The sequence below is a fragment of the Parvularcula sp. IMCC14364 genome (assembly GCF_030758415.1).
GTDB lineage: Bacteria > Pseudomonadota > Alphaproteobacteria > Caulobacterales > Parvularculaceae > Aquisalinus.
This window is the reverse complement of sequence record NZ_CP132334.1, coordinates 1,189,419-1,207,836: the sequence shown is the minus strand read 5'-3', so window position 1 is coordinate 1,207,836 and position 18,418 is coordinate 1,189,419. Positions and strand designations below refer to the sequence as shown.

The following is an 18,418-nucleotide window of genomic DNA, read 5'->3' as shown; positions in this document are numbered from 1 at the left end:
TGCAATCACCCATTCACCGTGAGAACTTGAAACGATTCCGGCAGGAGAGCGGTATGACATTTTGGAACCTGTTTTGTGCGACTTTTGCGTGTTGCCTGGTACTGCTCGCACCCGCTTCTGCGTCAGCGCAAAGCGATGAACAAGCGCGCGCGTCCCCCGTCGAAGCCTTGCAAGACCGTTTGCAGCAAGTGCGGGACAATGCACCGAGCCTGCCTCGGTTGCCTTTTGGTGAACCGCCACAACCATCACGTCCGGAAATAAACTGGGCTGAAGTGGAGGCAAAATTTGAAGCAGATCGCCAGAACGCGCGCGACGATCTTCGCTCTTTGCAGGGTGATCTTGCCGATAGGCTGCCTAAGCTCTCACGCCCGGAACTGAATGCCGTGTTAATGCCTGTGCTCATACCTGCAGCAGCGGAAGTCGAGCGCGACAGTCTCTCCATCATTGGTCAGCCCGACGCCTATTCTGCCACCGGTTCACTGGCAGATGGCACTGCGCTGCGCGTGTCAGGCAGTCGCAAGAAACTTATTCTCCAAAAACCTCCGCGCATTCTCGAACGACTGAAACAGTTGCGCGCTGAAAAGCCGGAACTGCCCTCACTTGAAGCTAAATACATCATTACCCGGAGCGAAAGCTCGACGGACTTGTCCTTTTCCAGATTCGGCTGTGGCTATGTGCTATCGCTTATCTGCGATGATCCCAATAATGACGGGCGCTGTGCCGAGGATAACTTTATAACAGCACTCGCTGACTCCATGCAGTTGCTTATGGAAAAGGATCAGGTCAGCTTTGATGAAAAAGACGATGCACCTGATGACACAGGCCCGGAGGCGGAGCCGATTGACACACAAGATGTGAACATCTCGGAAAAACTGACGGAGACCACGCTATCTACAGACGAGATTGCATTAGACAAAAGCGCGTCTATAGATCTCCGTATCGAGAGCACTGTGACACCGGACCACCTCCTTGACGATGCCGGCAACAGCTTTGATTTTCTCCCGGTCGGTGACCTGCTCCCGCAAAGTGGTCCGGGTTTTGAGGACGCTACTGTCTATCGAGCGGACCTTACCTTTCCCACGGAGGAGCGCGCCTTTTTGAACTCTCAAGTTTACCGATATGGCGGTTATTACGGCTCCCTGAACGACATGCAGGGCGGACAATGCCAGATCGAAAACTTCAGCTATCCGTGGCAGGACACATTCTGTGAAAAACGCTCCCGAGAACAACAGCTCTGCCCGGGTGGCGGGCATGAAGGTCTGGATATTCGCCCGGCAACCTGCACGAAAGACATACATTGGGCAGTTGCTGTCGAAGACTCCCGGGTCGTCGATATTCGCCGCCACTGGGTCACGCTGCAAAGTGCTGAAGGCACGATTTACAACTATCTGCATCTCAACATGTCAGACCTGTCAGTAGGTGTTGGGGATGACCTCGACAAGGGCCAACGTATCGGGCGCATTTCGAATGACTTCTACAAGTCAGATGGGTCGTCTGTGCCAACCACAATACATCTACACTTTGAGATGTACGAAAATTATGTCGCGGATAAAGATGGCGAGCCGTTTTTTACCAAGGTTAATCCTTATGCGACATTAATCACTTCTTACGAACGCAAACACTTGTCGGCAAACTGATGCGGCAGCTTACATGATGGAGATGCTGGCCAGGCATAGTGAGATCAGCAACACAAAAGCTCCAACTCCAGCGATCCAGCCAAACTGCATTGTGACGAAAGCGGTAATAGCAGCGGTAAACAGTAGTTCCAGACCAAACACACCAAGCCAGAAGGCGACATCTTTCCGGCCTGACGGGCTCGCTGCGTGGAGCGGATCAAGTTCAGGGTTGTAGTGGCGATTTTCGTCGTTGCTCATAAAACCTCCCGGATCGTACCCATTATATGTAGGTATTAGGCCCCGAGATTTTAAGACTGTGCACAGTCATCTCAATCTGTGCGGTCTCCAATGACGCCATACTCTTCACGAAAAGCAGTCTCGATCTGATCTTCGTTTATCGCAAAATGATCGAATGTCTTTGGGGAGCGGCCGTTGAGACTGGCGATGGCCGCTACGCGCCCCTGCCCCAGAAAGCGGGTGTCAGGCTCAATATCGGCTATCGGATCCTGGTATGCTTCATCTACGGTAATGATTTCCCAGCCGTCAGCTTCAAGAGCAGCGACCAGATCAAGAACAAACAACGCCGCAATGTCATTTTCGTGCAGCAGCAAGGTGTGGGCGGGTGAATGACCCATGGTTTCAACTGCAACATCATTAAAGAAGTTCGCGGCATCAACCAACATATCTGTATAGAGATCAGACAATGCGGACATACAGACTGCTTCACCCGCCTTAACGGCCCGCTGATAGAGGGACTCAAGATACCAGTCGTAATTATCAACCGTGACATAGGCATTGCGCAGATCACGTGCCACCAGGCCGGCGCGCACTGCGTCGCGTTTTTCAACTGTCGGCGCTTCATTGAGATAGGGAAAACGAAACCAAGGCCTTGTGTTCTCGAAAAGTGCCATGGTTTCCGACGCCCGGTCTATATCAGCGAGATATTCTTCGGCAGTGACTTCACGAAGCCAAGGGTGGGTATGACTGTGATTGGCGAGCACATGACCGGCTGCAGCATATGATTGAATGCGCTGCAGGCGCTCCGGCGAATTGATGCGGCTGGTTGTGATAAAAAAGCCCGCCTGCTCTACGCCGGCTGCTTCAAGCCCGGCAATCAACATGGCAGCGCGGTCATCCCCTGATATGACCGCATCACTGCGCGGTGCGTCATCATATGTCAGGGCGATGCGCTTTTCTGCTGCATAGACAGGTGACACAAGCGCGCATGACAGCAGTATATAAAAAAGAGCCGAGACGCGCACTGACTTCATTCCGCCGGTGTTGGCTCACTGTTCGGAAGTTTACCGACAGGTTTCCCGGCAGAACCGTCATAAAGTGCCGGGTCATTCAGACTAGTATTATCGCCTTCAGGGTCTGACGTGTGGCGTCCGGGATTGAAGGTGCCCGGCTCAACATATTCGTCCCGGTCGAGCTTCAGCAGTATTTCTTCAAACTTCTCCGGGGTCAGGTCTTCATAATAATAGTCATTAATCTGCACCATCGGGGCATTACAGCAGGCACCGAGGCATTCTACCTCCAGCCAGGAAAGGTTTCCAGAGTCCGTAATTCTATTTTCCGCACCAATGACTTTGCGACAGACATCTTTCAGGTCTTCCGCGCCGCGCAACATACATGGTGTGGTGCCGCACAGCTGAACGAAATATTTGCCCACAGGGACAAGATTGAACATCGTGTAGAATGTCGCAACCTCATAGACGCGGATATATGGCATGTCGAGCTGCTGCGCGATTGCCTCCATCGCCGGGATGGAAATCCAGCCCTCCTGCTTCTGGGCCTGCCAGAGAAAGGGAATGACGGCTGATGCCTGTCGCCCTTCAGGATATTTGGCAATCTGCCCTTCGCACCATTGCAGGTTTTCTTCAGTCCACTGAAAGGTTTCCGGTTGTTGTCTGGCTGGTTTGCGTGCGGCCATGATTTCAAGCTCCTGTTGCGGCGCGTCCGTCCAGCGCCTGCATTTTTTCAAGTCGTTTATGCGCCCCTTCAATGGTCCGACGCAACATAGCGCTGCGGTAAGCGCGAATAAAGGTGCCAACGACGGGCAACCGCCCTGTCACGTCACTGCGAATGACAAGCATGAAGAACACAAGTCCCGGCAAGCGGCTGGTGATCAGCTCTGCGTCGCTCATTTCTGCCATGCCGCCATTCATCAGGTCCATTTGTAATGGCACCATGATGCCGCCCACAAAGCCGGCAAAGATAATAGCATAGACCAGAGCCCCGCCACGGGTGGCCCATGGCCGCCCATCCATGTGACGTTTGCGCAGGATCGAGATTGCCAGCACAAAAAAGAACACTGCGATGACGCCAGCCGCCATCAACTGAAGTTGCTGCATTTCAGTCATGTGTGGCCTTTTCTAGCGGTCAATTTCGCCAAAGACGATATCAAGTGTGCCGATAATGGCAGAGACGTCTGCCAGCATATGCCCCTTGTTCATCCAGTCCATCGCCTGCAGGTGCGCGTATCCAGGTGCCCGAATCTTGCAACGATATGGCTTGTTGGTGCCGTCTGACACAAGATACACACCGAACTCCCCCTTGGGGGCTTCAACAGCTGTATAAACCTCACCTGCTGGCACTTTCGGGCCTTCCGTATACAGCTTGAAATGGTGAATCAGGGCCTCCATGGAGTCCTTCATCTCGGCGCGTTTTGGCGGCGCGACCTTGCCATCAGCTGACATCACCGGGCCGGGTTCAATCTTGGCAAGGCATTGCTTGATGATCGAGAGCGATTGTTTCATTTCCTCAACCCGGCACAAATAGCGATCATAACAGTCACCATTTTTGCCCAGAGGGATATCGAATTCCAACTCGTCATAGATTTCATAAGGCTGGCTCTTGCGCAGATCCCAGGCGACACCTGACCCGCGCAACATGACCCCTGTGAAGCCCCAGTCAAAGGCCTCCTCTTTCGAGACAACACCGATATCCGCATTGCGCTGCTTGAAAATCCGGTTATCCGTGATCAGGGTCTCGATATCGTCCAAGACCTGCGGAAATTCTTCACACCACTGGCCAATGTCATCGAGCAACTCTTGCGGCAGATCCTGATGAACGCCGCCAACGCGAAAATACGCGGCATGCATTCGGCTGCCGCAGGCACGCTCATAGAAAACCATCAGTTTCTCACGCTCTTCAAATCCCCAGAGCGGCGGCGTCAGGGCACCAACATCCATCGCCTGCGTCGTGATATTGAGAATATGTGAGAGAAGTCGGCCGATTTCAGAGTAAATCACCCGAATGATCTGGCCCCTGCGTGGCACGTCAATGCCGAGCAACTTTTCCGCCGCAAGGCAGAAGGCGTGCTCCTGATTCATCGGCGCCACATAATCCAGGCGGTCAAAATACGGGATCGCCTGCAGGTAGGTTTTATGCTCGATGAGCTTCTCCGTGCCCCGGTGCAAAAGACCGATATGAGGATCGACACGCTCGACCACTTCCCCATCCAGCTCCAGCACAAGGCGCAACACGCCGTGGGCGGCAGGGTGCTGCGGGCCAAAATTTATCGTGAAATTACGTTCTGAAGATGCGTCTGACGCAGAATCTTCAACGGTGATGATTTTCGTCCCATCTGCCATCAGTTGGCCTGCCCTTCTGTAAATAATGCAATCACTTCGGCACCGGTCATTTGCTTTGTGTTCTGCTCAAAAGAATGCCATTCCGGTTTCTCATCAATAAAGATTTCCTTGTTGAGCGTGAAATCCTTGATGCCGTCGAGAGCCGTCACGGAAACATTGGCATGACTGCCATCCTGCATCCGCCAGAAAAGGCTCGCACCGCAATTTCGGCAAAAGCCGCGCTCCCCCCATTCTGATGCGCGGTATAGCCCGAGCTCAGGACTTTCATCCACTTTCAGGTTCTGACACTCGGTCAGGATAGTGATACCGCCAGCCCATTTCTGACACATGGTGCAATGGCACACTCCCGCATGGCGCGCCTCAATCTGCGCCTGAAAGCTCACTTTTCCACAAAGACATTTTCCCGTGACGGTTTCAGGCATGGCTCAACTGCTTGCCTTCTCGTCACCGGGCAACTCATATTCTGCCCCTTCCCAGGGAGAGAGGTAGTCAAAATTCCGATATTCCTGAGTGAGTTTGACTGGCTCATAGACAACGCGCGCCTGCTCATCATCATAACGCACTTCCACATGCCCGGTTAAGGGGAAGTCCTTGCGCAAGGGGTACCCCTCAAAGCCATAATCCGTGAGAATACGACGCAAATCCGGGTGGCCCTCAAACTGGATGCCATACATGTCGAACGCCTCACGCTCGAACCAGTCGGCACATGGGAAGACATCGATCGCTGTGGGAATGTTCTCTTCTTCACCAACTGGCGCCTTGACCCGAATTCTTTGATTATTGTGCATACTCAGCAGATGATAGACCACATCAAAGCGCTTGTTGCGCTGGGGATAGTCCACACCGCACAGGTCAATCAGCTGGATAAACCGGCATAGCCTGTCATCACGCAGGAACTTCAGGACCGCCACCACAGTGTTGGCACTCACTGTGAGGGTCAACTCGTCATATTCAAGCCTGGCCACCGAGAGATCCTCGCCCAGCTTCGCCTCAATATGCTCTTTCAATTCTATAAGGTCTTCAGTCATGTATCATCCTGAAAGCGGACACACGGCTTATACCGTAATCCTGTATCTTATCAGGCTTCTTATATAGACCCGGCTAAACCTGCAACATAACTATCTCAGTAGATACCTAGTTTTGCAGCACAAACACGAATGTAGTACGCACATCAAACCTCGGCACAGTAGATCCATTCAATAATTTCGGTTCATATTGCCACTTGCTGACAGCTCGCATCGATACAAGTTCCAGACACTCAAAATCGGAACTGATTACCCTAGGGTCCCTGACATATCCATTTTCCGTGATATCAAATTCGACAGTAACGCGGTGCCGAACATTGACCGGTACTTTTATTGTACAGCCAGATGGATACTGTGGTGGAACACGCTTCAAAATGTAAGCATCACGATTAATCTTCTCAATGCCAAGAAAGTCAAAAGACGAAGGGTCAACCCTTCCGACAACCGGCCCCTCCCCATTCGAGAACTGGAGAACGCCAGATGTATACTTTTCTATATCAGGTAAGGCTTCAGCATATGATGAATAGAGTGCGGCCCTCTCAGAGATCATTCCCAGTTCGAAATATATGCTATCCAGTATATCAAAGAATGCATTCTCAGGCTCAAAACTGGTTCGTAAACAGCCTTCCTGGCAGGCTCCAGTGCCTCTGAAAACTTTCCTTGAGCATACATAGCCGCAGCGAGCCGGAAGTAATTATGCCTTTCGCTGGTAGCATTTAGCGCAAAAACCTTAGACATTAAACGCTCAGCGTCTTCGAAAAATCCGTATGCGTAATAGATATAAGAGCCTGTTGTTCCAGCCTTTGTTTCACGATCTATAAATAGAGCATCAAGATCCAGAACTGCCTCAAGGTCAGCAACAGCTGATTCGTAATCGGGAGGCGTCAACTTCAGAGAATAACCAGCACGTATTTCATAAAGGGAGGCGAGATCGAACGGACAGATATCTGCAGTCGAGTCAATGTAAGTTGTAAGCGTGTCTATTGCAGCCTGGTAGTCTGCTGTATCAGGAACTCGTTTTCTATCAATTAGTCTGATAGCTCTTTGGATAGTATTTTCAGTTCCATCAGTTAAATAACCGGGGCAAGCCTTTTCTGTTTCTTCACTTGCAAGAGCTGAAGAAAACAAAATTAAAGTAAAAAAACAACCCAGAAAAAACTTTACCATAACCCTTCACCAAAATTTCTTGGCCACCATCCTAACTGAAAAGTAATATTAGGCCAAGCTAGGAATTTCAGTTCATTAAGAGGGTAAGGTACCTATCTGACAATGTTGCCTTCGCGGCGGATTTTTTTCTGTAGTTGAAGGAGGCCATAGACCAGCGCTTCAGCTGTTGGCGGGCAACCCGGTACGTAAATATCAACCGGGACGATCCGGTCACAACCGCGCACGACAGAATAGGAATAGTGATAATAGCCACCGCCATTGGCGCAGGAGCCCATGGACACAACATAGCGCGGCTCTGGCATCTGGTCATAGACCTTGCGCAGAGCCGGTGCCATCTTGTTGGTCAGCGTGCCCGCGACGATCATCAGATCAGACTGGCGCGGGCTGGCGCGTGGGGCCATGCCAAAACGTTCCAGATCGTAGCGCGGCATGGACGCCTGCATCATTTCAACAGCACAGCAGGCAAGACCGAATGTCATCCACATCAGGGAGCCGGTGCGCGCCCAGTTGATAACAGCGTCAGCGGGTGCCGTAAAAAAACCCCTGTCAGCCAGTTCATCGTTCAACTGGTTGAAGAACGGGTCCTTCGCCGTGGGGCTATACCCTTCCGCGGTTGCACGGGCTGCAACACCATAACCAGGTAAAGTCGGAGACTTGTCCTCTAGCGCCATTCCAGCGCTCCTTTCTTCCACTCATAGGCAAAGCCGATGAAGAATACGGCCAGAAACACGAACATCGACCAGAAAGCGAAAATCTGGAAATCCCTGTCCATGCCCAGTTCAGGATTGAACAGTGTTACGGCCCAGGGAAACAGGAAGGCGACATCAAGATCGACAATAATAAACAGGATAGCGACGATGTAGAATTGCACGTCAAACTTCATGCGCGCGTCATCAAAGGCCTCAAAGCCGCACTCATAGGTTGAGACCTTCTCAGGGTCAGGAGCTGTCGGGGCGAGTACCATCGGCAGGACAAGAAACAGCAAACCGAAAACGCTGGCGAGCCCGAGAAAGATCAGGATCGGCAGATAATTAAGCAGAAATTCAGAACTGGCCATCGTCTAGTATTACCTTCTGACAGGGTTTGCCGATCACGACAGAACGGCGATGTTTTGCCGGAACCTAGAAAGGTCCGCCGTCAAGATCAATGGCAATCGCCGTAAAACCAGTGCAATTCGTCAGCAATAACCGCCACAGGAAACAGGTGGCTCTAATTGTCGTCTTTTCGAAGACGGTAGGTCTCGGCTTTCCCGGGGAAACTGCGCGCCCGCACGTCAGCGGCATACTCCTCAACTGCCGAAACTATCTCGTCTTTCAGCCGACCATAGCGCCGCACGAATTTGGGCGTCCAGTCAACCATACCCAGCATGTCGTCTGTCACCAGGATCTGCCCGTCACAGGCAGAAGACGCGCCAATACCGATCGTCGGGCAGGACACCAGTCCGGTGATTTCGGAAGCAAGTTCCTCGGCCACGCCTTCAATGACAATCGCAAAAGCACCAGCCTCATCCGCGGCGCGCGCTTCGGCAATGACGCGCTCAAGCTCTGAGTCATTGCGGCCCTTCGCCCGGAAACCGCCATCCACATTCACCGCCTGCGGCCGCAATCCAACATGCCCCATGACCGGAATGCCACGCTCGACCATATGCCTTATCTGGTCTGCCGCGTAAGTGCCGCTTTCAATCTTCACCGCCTGACAGCCGGTTTCTTTCATAATCCGGGAAGCATTCATGAAAGCCTGATCGGGACTGGTTTCGTAAGAGCCAAATGGCATGTCCACGACAACAAATGCTAACCGCGAGCCACGCATGACCGCCTGCCCGTGCAGGATCATCATTTCCATGGTAACGCCAACCGTTGACGGCAGACCATGGACAACCATGCCCACACTGTCCCCCACAAGGATCAGGTCACAATGGGAATCCAGCAAAGAAGCCATGGGGGCGTCATAAGCTGTAAGGCAGACCAAGGGCGTGCCATTTTTGGCGCCAGCAATATCCTTGACCGTTTTGCGGGAAATTTTTTCCTGTTTTGACATTTGCCGCCCTTAGCAGTCGCAGCATTGAACAGCAAGCGCACCGCCTTGCGACACCCGCTGCACTCGAGATCAGATAATTTTAACCATTCGCGTTAATATTCCGCCTTGCGCAGGGACAGGGCAAAAAAATGAGTTCATCCGCTTCCTTACCCCATACGGATGCAGAAAAATCACTGGCCACAGTGATCATCAAACTGGTCACAATAATAGCCGTAAGCACTGTGGTGGTCTGCGCCGTTGTATGTGTCATAGCTCTGTTTCAAAGCCTGCGCGGCCAGAAAATCGCTGAGATCACCCGTCATGTAAAAGACCGGGCCCAGAGCCAGCAGGAGATTTTCAATCAGGTGACAGCGCTTGAGCGCAAGGCGATCGACTTGCTGACCTATCGGCTGGAGAATATTCCAACGCAAAGGTCAGTTACTGAATTTGACAGACTTTTCCCGCTGCAGAAGGATGGCACGCGCCGCTCTCATCCAGCAATGTTCGACGGCTTTGTGTCAGGAAACGGTGAGTATGTGCATGGAATTGGCGGGTTTGTTTCAAACGGCACCACAATAAGTGACGAAGAAAAACACCTGCTTGTCAGTGCCTACCACGTCATCAAACAGATCGGTCCTGTGATAGAGCCGTATTATGATAATTTCTGGTTCTTTACGCCCTCTAACCAGCTCATCATTTTTGCCCCGCACCGACCCGACAGGCTAAGCTTTTATCGCCAGACAGCCCCAGCGGATATGGACTTCACTGGCCAGCCCTTCGAGGTGAATTCACGACTTGAGAACAATCCCACCAGAAAAATGACGTGCACTGACCTCACAGCCATCATGTATGATGATTCAGGCCACACCCTCACCTCCGGCTGCCATACCCCCTATGATATAAACGGGGCGTTTATGGGTGCATTCGGCATCAGTTTGCCGCTTGATGGATGGCTCGCAGAGGCTGTGACCCCTGCAGTGGAATATGCAACACCGATGCTCATCAACAGCGCAGGTGACCTGATTGCACACCCGGCGCTGCTGACTTCTTCCGAAAATAATCTCGCCCTGGCCGAAGAACTGGCAACAGACCTGAGATTGCAGGAAATAGCTGCACTTGTTACCCAAAACCCTGGTGCAGAAATGCAGACCGTTGGAAATTATTATCTGACTTTTCAGAAGATTGCAGGGCCTGAGTGGACGCTGGTGATGGCCGTAGACCGGGGATATATATTTAGTAAGGCGATTAACGTTATCCTGCCGATCCTGATATTTGTTATCTGTGCAACGACTGTCGGTATTTACCTTCATTACAAACTGCTGCGGCAAACTGTCGTGCGCCCCCTGGTGCGCTTGAGTGTAGCGGCACAGCACAAATCACAACGCGGGGAACAAACTATACAATCAATCAGCACGCGCCCTGACGAACTTGGCCATCTTGCCACGGCTATTTACGAACGCGATGACCGCTTCAAGGGGCTTGTTGCCTCACTGGAAAACGTCGTCAACGAGCGCACGCAAACTCTCCGCCAGAGAGAGGAAAGCCTTAAAAGGCTCAACAAGAGTTTGAAGGACTTTGCATTTGTTGCATCCCACGACCTGAAAACGCCCCTGCGCCAAAGTGAGGCATTCATACATGTCCTGCGCGAAGAACTGGAGAGTGCACAAACGCCCGTTTCAGAGGATGCACAGGAGGCCCTTGATATTATCATGGCCTGCAGCCAGCGAATGCGACGCCTCGTGAAAAGTCTCTATGACCTCAGTAGTACCGACACGGCCGAAATCAAACCGACTTCCGTAGACCTGGATCGTGTTGTTGCAGAGGCGACAGATCAGATACGGATAATTCTGCAGGAAAAAGATGCCCGTCTGAGCGTGTCCCCACTGCCCCATGTTGCTGGCTCAGATGGCATGTTGACACAACTATTTCAGAACCTGATTGCCAATGCCTGCAACTATGCCGGTGATAGCCACCCTGTTATTCGCATTTACGCCGGTCGTTCTGATAAAGATATCTGCCGCGTCATCATTGAAGATGAAGGCACAGGCATTGCTGAAGAGTTTCAGGATAAAGTCTTCGAACCTTTCAAGCGACTGGTGCGAAAAGAAGAAGTTGAGGGAGCAGGTATCGGCCTTGCCCTGTGCCGCAAGATTGCACAGCGCCATAATGGCGACATACGTCTTGATCCTGATTATACAAAAGGTGCCCGGTTCATTGTCGAGCTACCAGTAGCGATAAACTTCCTTCAAGAAGGGCCCGAAGGTGAGACCAGTCTACACTAGGGGAACAGCAGGGCTGCCTGATTTCACTCCGTCCTGATCTGTGCTAAAGCAGGTCTCAGGTGGAGGAACCATGAATAAATACGTCATATTGGCCGTCATGGCAGTTGCCATATTTACGCTTTGTCTGTGGCCGGTATCGCCGCAAGCAGAACATCGCTATTTCAAAAATGCACCAGAAGCGCGTGCAGAAATCATCGCGCATGGTGGCGGGCAAGGCGTTCAGCCGCCCAACACACTACCGGCGCTGATGATGGCCGATGCTATGGGCGCTGATATTCTCGAAACAGATGTTCAACGGACCAGGGATGGTGTTTTGATCCTGTTGCATGACGATACACTCGACAGGACCACAAATCTGAACGGCGCTGTTGCCGACATGACGTGGCAGGATGTTTCACAGGCAAGGGCGGATACCGTATCAACTGATGCGCTGGAAAGAGAGATTGGTGTACCGAGGCTGGATATCGCGCTGGCACAGCATCCTGATGCGCGCTGGCTGATTGAAATCAAACCTGGTCCTGAACGCCTTTTAGCCGCAGGAGAGCTGTGCGCAGAGATAAGACGCCAGAATATGTCCTATCAGGTTATGGTCGCTTCATTCGATCATGATACGCTCACTACCTTTCGCAAAGCCTGCCCCGACGTGGCAACAAGCATGTCCGCAGACGAGGTCACCTATTTCGTCATTGCAGCCAAGCTGGGGCTTTCGCGCTTTGTCCCCACCCCTGCCCTAGCCATGCAAATTCCTCAAGAGCAGAGCGGCCTCAACCTCGTACACCCGCGCATTCTGAGCGCAGCGCAGGCACGTAATATCCGTGTTCACGTCTGGACGATTAACGACCCCGCAGAAATGGAGAAACTTCTTGATCTTGGCGTTGATGGTATCATTACGGATTATGTGGAAGTGTTGGGCAGGCTGGTCAGATAAGTTATCAGGCGAATGATGCGTTTATCCGTCCGCAGGATCCGCCTCTTCTTTATTATCTGTCGTCCATGGCCGTAATTGTATCGACGGCAAGTAACGCTTCGTCCAGGCTGTCCTGTACGGACTCAAGCCTTTTCAACATGTCACCAAGCTGCTCGACCAGTTCCTGCGATGGCAAATCTGTCTTCGGCTCCACGGTTTCTGTCTCGGAGGCCATTTCTTCCGTCTGCGTCTCTGCCTGAGATGTCTCAGTGATTGCATCGTGAGGCTCGCCTGCAAATGCCTTGCGCCCGATCTCGGCAACATATTGCGCGCCATTATCCTTGAAGATCTGCTGCACACCTTTGGTTGTGTATTTCTCATTATACAGCAAGGTGCGCACGCCGTTCAGAAGTTCCAGGTCATAGGTACGGTAAAACCGTCTCCCGCCAGCACGTCGCATGGGCCTGATATAACCAAAAGTGTCTTCCCAATGCCTCAAGACATGCTGAGGCAGGTCGAGCTGCTCTGCCGCCTCACTTATTGTACGAAAAGCATCCGGAGATTTTGTCACTCAGCTGCCCTGTTCCTGCTTTCCCCGCTTTGCATGGTCTTGTTGATATGGTCTTTCAGGACATGGGAGGGCCGGAAACTCAGTACCCTGCGCGGCTTGATTGGCACTTCCTCGCCTGTTTTCGGATTGCGGCCAATGCGTTCATTCTTCTCCCGCACAGAAAACGTACCGAAAGAAGAGAGCTTGACCGTTTCCCCGTCTTCAAGCCGGTCAGCAATCGTCTCCAGTATATTTTCAACCAGCTCCGATGACTCATTACGCGAGAGGCCGACATTGCGATAGACGGCTTCGGTGAGGTCTGCTCGCGTTAGAGTTTTGTTGCTCATGGCATTTCCCCAATGTGTAATAATTGTAAAATAGCCAAAACTATCCCCGAAGGTCAATAAACTAAGTCTATTAAGCCCTTGAAATATGGCAGTTTTATGTGCGCCAGCTCGGGATCAGTAACGCAGCAAGGCTGCTCCCCAGGTCAACCCGCCCCCCATGCCTTCCAGCATGACCAGATCGCCGGATTTGATCCGGCCATCCTGCAAAGCACTATCAAACGCGAGTGGAATGGAAGCAGCTGATGTATTGCCATGTTTGGCGATGGTCGAAATCACCCGTTCTTTTCCGATCCCCAACTTCCGGACGACCCCGTCAATGATGCGCTGGTTGGCCTGATGCGGAACGAAGATGTCAATTTCTGACGGCTCGATGCCAGCCTCTTTTGCCGCCTCCATCATGGCTGATGATATGCGATTGACGGCTTCCCGGAATACCTTGTTGCCCTGCATCCGCAAGTGTCCTGCTGTCTGCGTTGAGGAGACACCGCCATCCACATATAGAAGGTCAACCATGCTGCCATCGCATCTCAGACAACTTGAAATGATGCCCTTCCCGTCTGTTTCTTCTTCCGGCACGGCTGAAAGCACCATTGCGCCGGCGCCATCACCGAAAAGGACGCAGGTGGTGCGGTCTTCCCAATCGAGAATACGGGAAAATGTCTCTGCACCAATGACAAGCGCCTGCCGGTGCTGTCCGGAGGCGAGAAATTTCTCTGCCGTGGACAGGGCATAGACGAACCCTGTGCAAACTGCGTGAATGTCAAACGCGGCCCCCTGCCGGATACCCAGTTTGGCCTGAACGATTGCGGCCGTTGCCGGAAATGTCATATCTGGCGTTGCCGTTGCAACAATCACCAGATCAATATCCTCTGGCCCCAGTTTCGCGTGGTCCATCGCGCGTTTTGCCGCCCCGACTGCCAGATCTGACGTAAGCTCACCCTCCGCAGCGATGCATCGCTGCCGGATACCTGTGCGCTCAGTGATCCATTCATCTGACGTATCTACTCTGCGTGCCAGATCTTCATTGGTCACTACCTGTGCTGGGAGATAACTGCCAACACCTTTCACGACGGCTTTGAAACTCATTATACTGCGGCCTTTTGCTGGCTCTTTATATCATCTTCTGCTTGACCGAGCGCGCGCTCGGTGCGGCGGGCAACACGCGCAATTGTGGTCTTGATCTCGTCGCGGAAAGGATTGCGCACCAGATTTTCTGCCGTCAACAACGCTGCTGCAATGCCTTCTGCCTCACTGCCCCCATGACTCTTCAGCACCAGACCATTCAACCCGAGCAAAGGCGCACCGTTGACGCGCGAAGGATCCATCCTGGATTTCAGTTTCTGAAGTGACCCCATCATCAGGGCAGCGCCAAGTTTTGACAGCAAGGTTGCCGTGAGAGAGTCGCGCACCCAGCCGCCGATCATTCTGGCTGTTCCCTCTGCTGACTTGAGAGCGATATTGCCGGTAAAGCCATCAGTGACAATTACATCGACTGTCCCCTTCGCGAGATCATCTCCTTCAACAAAACCATAGAAGTCCATCTCAGGGTCTGCTTCGCGCAGCGTTGTGGCAGCCGTGCGGATCAATTCATGACCTTTCAGTTCTTCTGCCCCAACATTCAGAAGGCCAACTTTTGGTTTCTGTTTGCCTGTCAGGGCGCGGTAATATGCCTCCCCCATGATCGCAAACTGCACCAGTTGCGTTTCGTTGGCTTCAACATTTGCCCCGACGTCCAGAACAACACCATTGCCCCCGCGTGTATTAGGCCAGAGAGCCGTGATCGCGGGCCGATCGACGCCTTCGATCATACGCAATTGGAGAATAGACATGGCCATCAAGGCGCCCGTATTTCCGCACGATACGGCCGCAGCCACATCGCCATTCTTGACCGCTTCGATGGCTGCCCACATTGACGTCTTACGCCCCCGGCGCATGATCTGCGTCGGTTTATCGTTCATGGTGACAACTTCTTCTGCATGACGGATCTGGACACGACCGTCTTCAGCGTTCAGTCCAACAGCCGCCAGATGCGGCGCAATCTGCGCTTCATCACCTGTCAGCAGAACAGAAGCCTGCAAACCTTTATCGAAAGCCTGGCGGCAACCGGTAAGAAGGGTCTCAATGCCCTTGTCAGCCCCCATGACATCAAGTGCTATCGACAGTTTCTGATTTGACATGACCTGTTCGAACTTTTCGTTTGCTGCGCTCAAAATACAGAGTCCGCGCAGCGATGCAACGTCGCTCTTGAGGGGCTGATTGAGATCAATCTGTGCTGAGGTTCTAGTTTGACTTCAATACAGAGAATGGAGACAGGTTCCTGTCGTCCCGACCTTCAGAGGGCAGTTCTGCCCCGTCTTTTCTGGGATACTGGGTCATCTCCAGCGCTAATTGTTGCACCGCAATATCGAGAAGATCGAGACTTTCACTCTCTAATGGTTCTGGCTCATCTTCCTCGAGCGAAATTTCCTCATCGCCAATAGAGTCGGGCAAGGCTTCGGTAGTGTAATCAATCGAGAAATCCACGTTCAGCTTCTCTTCCATTGTGTCGAGCGTAACGACGCAGATTCTTTTCAGGACGGATTTCATCGTTCCCCGCAAACCGATGAGGGGGCCGGTTTTGCTGATGTGGAAGTCGATTTCCAATGTCTCAATGTCCGGAATATCCAGCCTGTTTGCCGCCTCATGTAGCTGGGTCGGTGACAGCTCGATCCGGTACGACTTTTCCAAATCATCAAGATCAGACAGCGGCACGACAGTTCTGGAGCCCTTTGCATTGGTAGTCTGTGTCATCAAGATTCCTTACGCATCAGCGCTTTGAAGTTCGGGGAACCGGACAATGCCAAGCATTAGACGGTCAACCGACTGACTGGAGAGATCAGATTCTGTGTGGGAGATATATTCAGCAAGCCGGCGCAGGACCACCCTGTCATAGGCCTCATCATCATAAATATTGCGCCCGAGCGCCTTGAGCAAAGCCTCTTGATCGTCTGAGTCCAGCGCGGCGCCATAGACGCTGACCCTGCCGTAAAAAGCTTCGGCCAGAACACGCACTTTCTTGCCGACAGTCAGATCTCCCGCGCCCATCTCTCTGAGCGAATGGTCCATGTTGCGAAACATGACATTAAACAGTTTCTGGGCAAAGCGGCCGCTGGTGTCGGGTTCTGTTTTGAGGCGCCTCAGCACAAGAAACATATGCAGCGTGATGAGATCGAACCTTCCCTCCTTTGTATCAGGCACTTCCAGAGCCAGATAAAACACTGGTTTGCGTGCCTGTTCGACAATGTCGTTATAGAGGTCAGATGCAGCCTCATGCACTTCATCGGGCTTGAAAAGAGAGAATATCATCAAAAATGCGTCCGTTCATGGCGTATCTGTAACAGTCAGACTATGTAAGCGGCTTGGCAAAGCGCCGCTACATACTATACATAGAAATTCCTTTGGTCTGAGACAGGTGTGATATGTTTCGTTTGATTGTCCTTATCGGCGTAGTTGCCACTCTCGCAGCATGTGTGTCCACCCGTGCGCGGCATGGCTATATTATTGAGCGCGGTGAGAATGAGCTGACCGCTGAAGCGGGTATTGATACCAAAACCAGTGTGCTGGCCCGTTATGGTGAACCATCCATCGTGCCCTCCCTGAATGACAACACATGGTATTATATTTCATCAACCAGTAATGCCCGCGCTTATTATCAGACCCAGACCACGACACGTACCGTCGTTGCCTTCAATTTTGACGGCGATGGCAAGGTAACTGAAGTCAACGAATATGCCCTGAAAGACGGGATGCAAATCGAACTGGTTGATCGTGAGACCCCGACACGCGGTAAGGAACTCTCTATCATTGAACAGCTTGTCGGCAATGTCGGCCAGCTGCCAACCACCGGAGAAGGCGAAGGCCCTGGTGGCCCTTAACCGGACCTGAAGTGATTGTAGCCTGCCTGCTGCGCTTCGATCTCACGCCCCTCAGACGACACAAACTGAACCGCCCCCTCTCCGCTTGCGGCGCATCTGCCTATTTGGGTAATTGCGATACCCGCATCGTCAGCTGAAGCCACGAACATGTCCGTATTTTGTGGATTAACCGCACAAAGTACTTCATAATCATCACCACAAGTTGCAAGCCTTGTCAGAGCCTGGCTTGTGTCGGTCTGTTCATCTACCCAGAGCCGTGCGGCTTCAGACAGGGGCAGATCAGTTGAAACAATCATCAGGTCTGTCCCTGATGCGCGGGCCAGATGCCCTGCATCCGCCAGGAGCCCGTCCGAGATATCAAGAGAGGCAGAGGCATATTTTGCTATAGGTTCTGCCAGAGCCAACCGCGGGCGCGGCAGCAGATAACGCTCTTCAAGAAATGCCGCGTGCTTTCCTCTGTCAGTCATCTGACCAGCCCGGATCGCCAGACCGAGCCCGGCATCACCAATGCTTCCGCTCACGAATATATTGTCTCCAGCACAGGCCCCATATCTGTGCACAATGTTGCTCCGACGAAACGGTTTGCCAAAGACTGTTACCGAAACAACCATGGGACTGTTGCCTGGCGCTTTCGTGGTGTCACCGCCCAGTAGCGAGAGCTGAAATTCGGCCTGATCCTGACGTAACCCGTCAGCAAATGAGGCAACCCACTTCTCATCCGTTGTATTCGGAAAAACACATCCTAGCATATAGTGGATTGGCACCGCGCCCTTCGCCACCACGTCAGAGATATTCACCCGAAGTGCCTTGCGGGCAATCAGGTCCGGCGGATCATCTGCGAAAAAGTGTACCCCGGAAACCAGTATGTCCTTGCTGACAATAAGTTCTGAACCCAGGCGAGCGACATCGTCCTTAAGATCAAGACTGCCCTCACCTGAAAGTGGCGCAAAGAATTTTCTGATGAGGCCGAATTCATCAAGGCCTTTAGCGACAACCAT

General features: G+C 52.4%; 23 protein-coding genes. 4 read left to right on the top strand and 19 right to left on the bottom strand.

All coding sequences use genetic code 11. The annotated features are described in order from the left end of the window. Positions 1-53 precede the first annotated feature (53 nt). Positions 54-1,637: a M23 family metallopeptidase gene (locus tag RAL90_RS05730; RefSeq protein WP_306253565.1), complete on the top strand. Its 1,584-nt coding sequence runs from the start codon at positions 54-56 to the stop codon at positions 1,635-1,637. A gap of 9 nt (positions 1,638-1,646) precedes the next feature. Here RAL90_RS05730 and RAL90_RS05725 read toward each other — a convergent pair whose 3' ends face one another. From RAL90_RS05725 to panB, 12 genes are all read right to left on the bottom strand, one after another. Beyond that, on the bottom strand, positions 1,647-1,874 hold the full coding sequence (locus RAL90_RS05725; RefSeq protein WP_306253564.1) for a hypothetical protein: 228 nt from the start codon (positions 1,872-1,874) through the stop codon (positions 1,647-1,649). Positions 1,875-1,945: 71 nt separating this feature from the next. Continuing rightward, entirely contained in the window at positions 1,946-2,887 is a 942-nt protein-coding gene (locus tag RAL90_RS05720; RefSeq protein WP_306253563.1) for a polysaccharide deacetylase family protein, read from the bottom strand. Then, entirely contained in the window at positions 2,884-3,549 is a 666-nt protein-coding gene (gene nuoE, locus RAL90_RS05715; protein WP_306253562.1) for an NADH-quinone oxidoreductase subunit NuoE, read from the bottom strand. The genes RAL90_RS05720 and nuoE overlap by 4 nt, the downstream gene beginning before the upstream one ends. 4 nt (positions 3,550-3,553) lie before the next feature. Continuing rightward, complete coding sequence (locus RAL90_RS05710) at positions 3,554-3,979, bottom strand: hypothetical protein (protein WP_306253561.1); 426 nt, start codon at positions 3,977-3,979, stop codon at positions 3,554-3,556. A gap of 12 nt (positions 3,980-3,991) precedes the next feature. Then, positions 3,992-5,212, bottom strand: a complete 1,221-nt coding sequence (locus RAL90_RS05705; RefSeq protein ID WP_306253560.1) for an NADH-quinone oxidoreductase subunit D — start codon at positions 5,210-5,212, stop codon at positions 3,992-3,994. After that, positions 5,212-5,634: a GFA family protein gene (locus RAL90_RS05700; protein ID WP_306253559.1), complete on the bottom strand. Its 423-nt coding sequence runs from the start codon at positions 5,632-5,634 to the stop codon at positions 5,212-5,214. The genes RAL90_RS05705 and RAL90_RS05700 overlap by 1 nt, the downstream gene beginning before the upstream one ends. 3 nt (positions 5,635-5,637) lie before the next feature. Next, the gene (locus RAL90_RS05695; protein ID WP_306253558.1) at positions 5,638-6,240 is read right to left on the bottom strand and encodes an NADH-quinone oxidoreductase subunit C; all 603 of its coding nucleotides are present in this window, start codon (positions 6,238-6,240) and stop codon (positions 5,638-5,640) included. Positions 6,241-6,346: 106 nt separating this feature from the next. Next, positions 6,347-6,787, bottom strand: a complete 441-nt coding sequence (locus RAL90_RS16285; protein WP_372340407.1) for an energy transducer TonB — start codon at positions 6,785-6,787, stop codon at positions 6,347-6,349. Then, the gene (locus RAL90_RS05690; RefSeq protein ID WP_306253557.1) at positions 6,784-7,404 is read right to left on the bottom strand and encodes a M48 family metallopeptidase; all 621 of its coding nucleotides are present in this window, start codon (positions 7,402-7,404) and stop codon (positions 6,784-6,786) included. Before RAL90_RS05690 ends, RAL90_RS16285 begins: the two co-directional genes overlap by 4 nt. Positions 7,405-7,496: 92 nt before the next feature. Further along, the gene (locus RAL90_RS05685; protein ID WP_306253556.1) at positions 7,497-8,075 is read right to left on the bottom strand and encodes an NADH-quinone oxidoreductase subunit B family protein; all 579 of its coding nucleotides are present in this window, start codon (positions 8,073-8,075) and stop codon (positions 7,497-7,499) included. Beyond that, the gene (gene ndhC, locus RAL90_RS05680; RefSeq protein WP_306253555.1) at positions 8,066-8,461 is read right to left on the bottom strand and encodes an NADH-quinone oxidoreductase subunit A; all 396 of its coding nucleotides are present in this window, start codon (positions 8,459-8,461) and stop codon (positions 8,066-8,068) included. Before ndhC ends, RAL90_RS05685 begins: the two co-directional genes overlap by 10 nt. A gap of 152 nt (positions 8,462-8,613) precedes the next feature. Beyond that, the gene (gene panB, locus RAL90_RS05675; protein WP_306253554.1) at positions 8,614-9,441 is read right to left on the bottom strand and encodes a 3-methyl-2-oxobutanoate hydroxymethyltransferase; all 828 of its coding nucleotides are present in this window, start codon (positions 9,439-9,441) and stop codon (positions 8,614-8,616) included. 128 nt (positions 9,442-9,569) lie between these two features. Here panB and RAL90_RS05670 point away from each other — a divergent pair, with 128 nt between their 5' ends. Both RAL90_RS05670 and RAL90_RS05665 read left to right on the top strand, forming a co-directional pair. After that, entirely contained in the window at positions 9,570-11,702 is a 2,133-nt protein-coding gene (locus tag RAL90_RS05670; RefSeq protein ID WP_306253553.1) for an ATP-binding protein, read from the top strand. A 70-nt stretch (positions 11,703-11,772) separates the two neighbouring features. After that, complete coding sequence (locus RAL90_RS05665; protein WP_306253552.1) at positions 11,773-12,630, top strand: glycerophosphodiester phosphodiesterase; 858 nt, start codon at positions 11,773-11,775, stop codon at positions 12,628-12,630. A 52-nt stretch (positions 12,631-12,682) separates the two neighbouring features. Here RAL90_RS05665 and RAL90_RS05660 read toward each other — a convergent pair whose 3' ends face one another. From RAL90_RS05660 to RAL90_RS05635, 6 genes are all read right to left on the bottom strand, one after another. Next, positions 12,683-13,180 carry a MerR family transcriptional regulator gene (locus RAL90_RS05660; protein ID WP_306253551.1) on the bottom strand — a complete coding sequence of 166 codons (498 nt, stop codon included), beginning with the start codon at positions 13,178-13,180 and terminating at the stop codon, positions 12,683-12,685. Next, positions 13,177-13,506 (bottom strand): integration host factor subunit alpha, encoded by a 330-nt coding sequence (locus RAL90_RS05655; protein WP_306253550.1) that lies wholly within the window; start codon positions 13,504-13,506, stop codon positions 13,177-13,179. Before RAL90_RS05655 ends, RAL90_RS05660 begins: the two co-directional genes overlap by 4 nt. 114 nt (positions 13,507-13,620) lie before the next feature. Further along, the gene (locus tag RAL90_RS05650; RefSeq protein ID WP_306253549.1) at positions 13,621-14,592 is read right to left on the bottom strand and encodes a beta-ketoacyl-ACP synthase III; all 972 of its coding nucleotides are present in this window, start codon (positions 14,590-14,592) and stop codon (positions 13,621-13,623) included. Next, positions 14,592-15,683: a phosphate acyltransferase PlsX gene (plsX, locus tag RAL90_RS05645; protein ID WP_306253548.1), complete on the bottom strand. Its 1,092-nt coding sequence runs from the start codon at positions 15,681-15,683 to the stop codon at positions 14,592-14,594. The genes RAL90_RS05650 and plsX overlap by 1 nt, the downstream gene beginning before the upstream one ends. A gap of 103 nt (positions 15,684-15,786) precedes the next feature. Continuing rightward, positions 15,787-16,296, bottom strand: coding sequence for a YceD family protein (locus RAL90_RS05640; protein WP_306253547.1), 510 nt, complete (start codon positions 16,294-16,296; stop codon positions 15,787-15,789). Between the two features lie 9 nt (positions 16,297-16,305). Next, entirely contained in the window at positions 16,306-16,851 is a 546-nt protein-coding gene (locus RAL90_RS05635; protein WP_306253546.1) for a ubiquinol-cytochrome C chaperone family protein, read from the bottom strand. Positions 16,852-16,964: 113 nt separating this feature from the next. Between RAL90_RS05635 and RAL90_RS05630 the strand changes: the two genes are divergently transcribed. Beyond that, a complete protein-coding gene (locus RAL90_RS05630; protein ID WP_306253545.1) occupies positions 16,965-17,420 on the top strand; it encodes an outer membrane protein assembly factor BamE in 456 nt (151 codons plus the stop codon). Here RAL90_RS05630 and thiL read toward each other — a convergent pair. Next, the gene (gene thiL, locus RAL90_RS05625) at positions 17,417-18,418 is read right to left on the bottom strand and encodes a thiamine-phosphate kinase (protein WP_306253544.1); all 1,002 of its coding nucleotides are present in this window, start codon (positions 18,416-18,418) and stop codon (positions 17,417-17,419) included. The genes RAL90_RS05630 and thiL overlap by 4 nt on opposite strands.

What these genes read in the sequence shown, in the direction of transcription:
- RAL90_RS05690 (WP_306253557.1), bottom strand. Translation starts at nt 7,404, where the DNA reads ATGGTAAAGTTTTTTCTGGGTTGTTTTTTTACTTTAATTTTGTTTTCT.
- RAL90_RS05705 (WP_306253560.1), bottom strand. Translation starts at nt 5,212, where the DNA reads ATGGCAGATGGGACGAAAATCATCACCGTTGAAGATTCTGCGTCAGAC.
- RAL90_RS05725 (WP_306253564.1), bottom strand. Translation starts at nt 1,874, where the DNA reads ATGAGCAACGACGAAAATCGCCACTACAACCCTGAACTTGATCCGCTC.
- nuoE (WP_306253562.1), bottom strand. Translation starts at nt 3,549, where the DNA reads ATGGCCGCACGCAAACCAGCCAGACAACAACCGGAAACCTTTCAGTGG.
- RAL90_RS05650 (WP_306253549.1), bottom strand. Translation starts at nt 14,592, where the DNA reads ATGAGTTTCAAAGCCGTCGTGAAAGGTGTTGGCAGTTATCTCCCAGCA.
- RAL90_RS05720 (WP_306253563.1), bottom strand. Translation starts at nt 2,887, where the DNA reads ATGAAGTCAGTGCGCGTCTCGGCTCTTTTTTATATACTGCTGTCATGC.
- RAL90_RS05670 (WP_306253553.1), top strand. Translation starts at nt 9,570, where the DNA reads ATGAGTTCATCCGCTTCCTTACCCCATACGGATGCAGAAAAATCACTG.
- RAL90_RS05655 (WP_306253550.1), bottom strand. Translation starts at nt 13,506, where the DNA reads ATGAGCAACAAAACTCTAACGCGAGCAGACCTCACCGAAGCCGTCTAT.
- RAL90_RS05665 (WP_306253552.1), top strand. Translation starts at nt 11,773, where the DNA reads ATGAATAAATACGTCATATTGGCCGTCATGGCAGTTGCCATATTTACG.
- plsX (WP_306253548.1), bottom strand. Translation starts at nt 15,683, where the DNA reads ATGTCAAATCAGAAACTGTCGATAGCACTTGATGTCATGGGGGCTGAC.
- RAL90_RS05695 (WP_306253558.1), bottom strand. Translation starts at nt 6,240, where the DNA reads ATGACTGAAGACCTTATAGAATTGAAAGAGCATATTGAGGCGAAGCTG.
- RAL90_RS05730 (WP_306253565.1), top strand. Translation starts at nt 54, where the DNA reads ATGACATTTTGGAACCTGTTTTGTGCGACTTTTGCGTGTTGCCTGGTA.
- RAL90_RS05700 (WP_306253559.1), bottom strand. Translation starts at nt 5,634, where the DNA reads ATGCCTGAAACCGTCACGGGAAAATGTCTTTGTGGAAAAGTGAGCTTT.
- RAL90_RS05635 (WP_306253546.1), bottom strand. Translation starts at nt 16,851, where the DNA reads ATGATATTCTCTCTTTTCAAGCCCGATGAAGTGCATGAGGCTGCATCT.
- panB (WP_306253554.1), bottom strand. Translation starts at nt 9,441, where the DNA reads ATGTCAAAACAGGAAAAAATTTCCCGCAAAACGGTCAAGGATATTGCT.
- thiL (WP_306253544.1), bottom strand. Translation starts at nt 18,418, where the DNA reads ATGGTTGTCGCTAAAGGCCTTGATGAATTCGGCCTCATCAGAAAATTC.
- RAL90_RS16285 (WP_372340407.1), bottom strand. Translation starts at nt 6,787, where the DNA reads ATGATCTCTGAGAGGGCCGCACTCTATTCATCATATGCTGAAGCCTTA.
- RAL90_RS05630 (WP_306253545.1), top strand. Translation starts at nt 16,965, where the DNA reads ATGTTTCGTTTGATTGTCCTTATCGGCGTAGTTGCCACTCTCGCAGCA.
- RAL90_RS05640 (WP_306253547.1), bottom strand. Translation starts at nt 16,296, where the DNA reads ATGACACAGACTACCAATGCAAAGGGCTCCAGAACTGTCGTGCCGCTG.
- RAL90_RS05710 (WP_306253561.1), bottom strand. Translation starts at nt 3,979, where the DNA reads ATGACTGAAATGCAGCAACTTCAGTTGATGGCGGCTGGCGTCATCGCA.
- ndhC (WP_306253555.1), bottom strand. Translation starts at nt 8,461, where the DNA reads ATGGCCAGTTCTGAATTTCTGCTTAATTATCTGCCGATCCTGATCTTT.
- RAL90_RS05685 (WP_306253556.1), bottom strand. Translation starts at nt 8,075, where the DNA reads ATGGCGCTAGAGGACAAGTCTCCGACTTTACCTGGTTATGGTGTTGCA.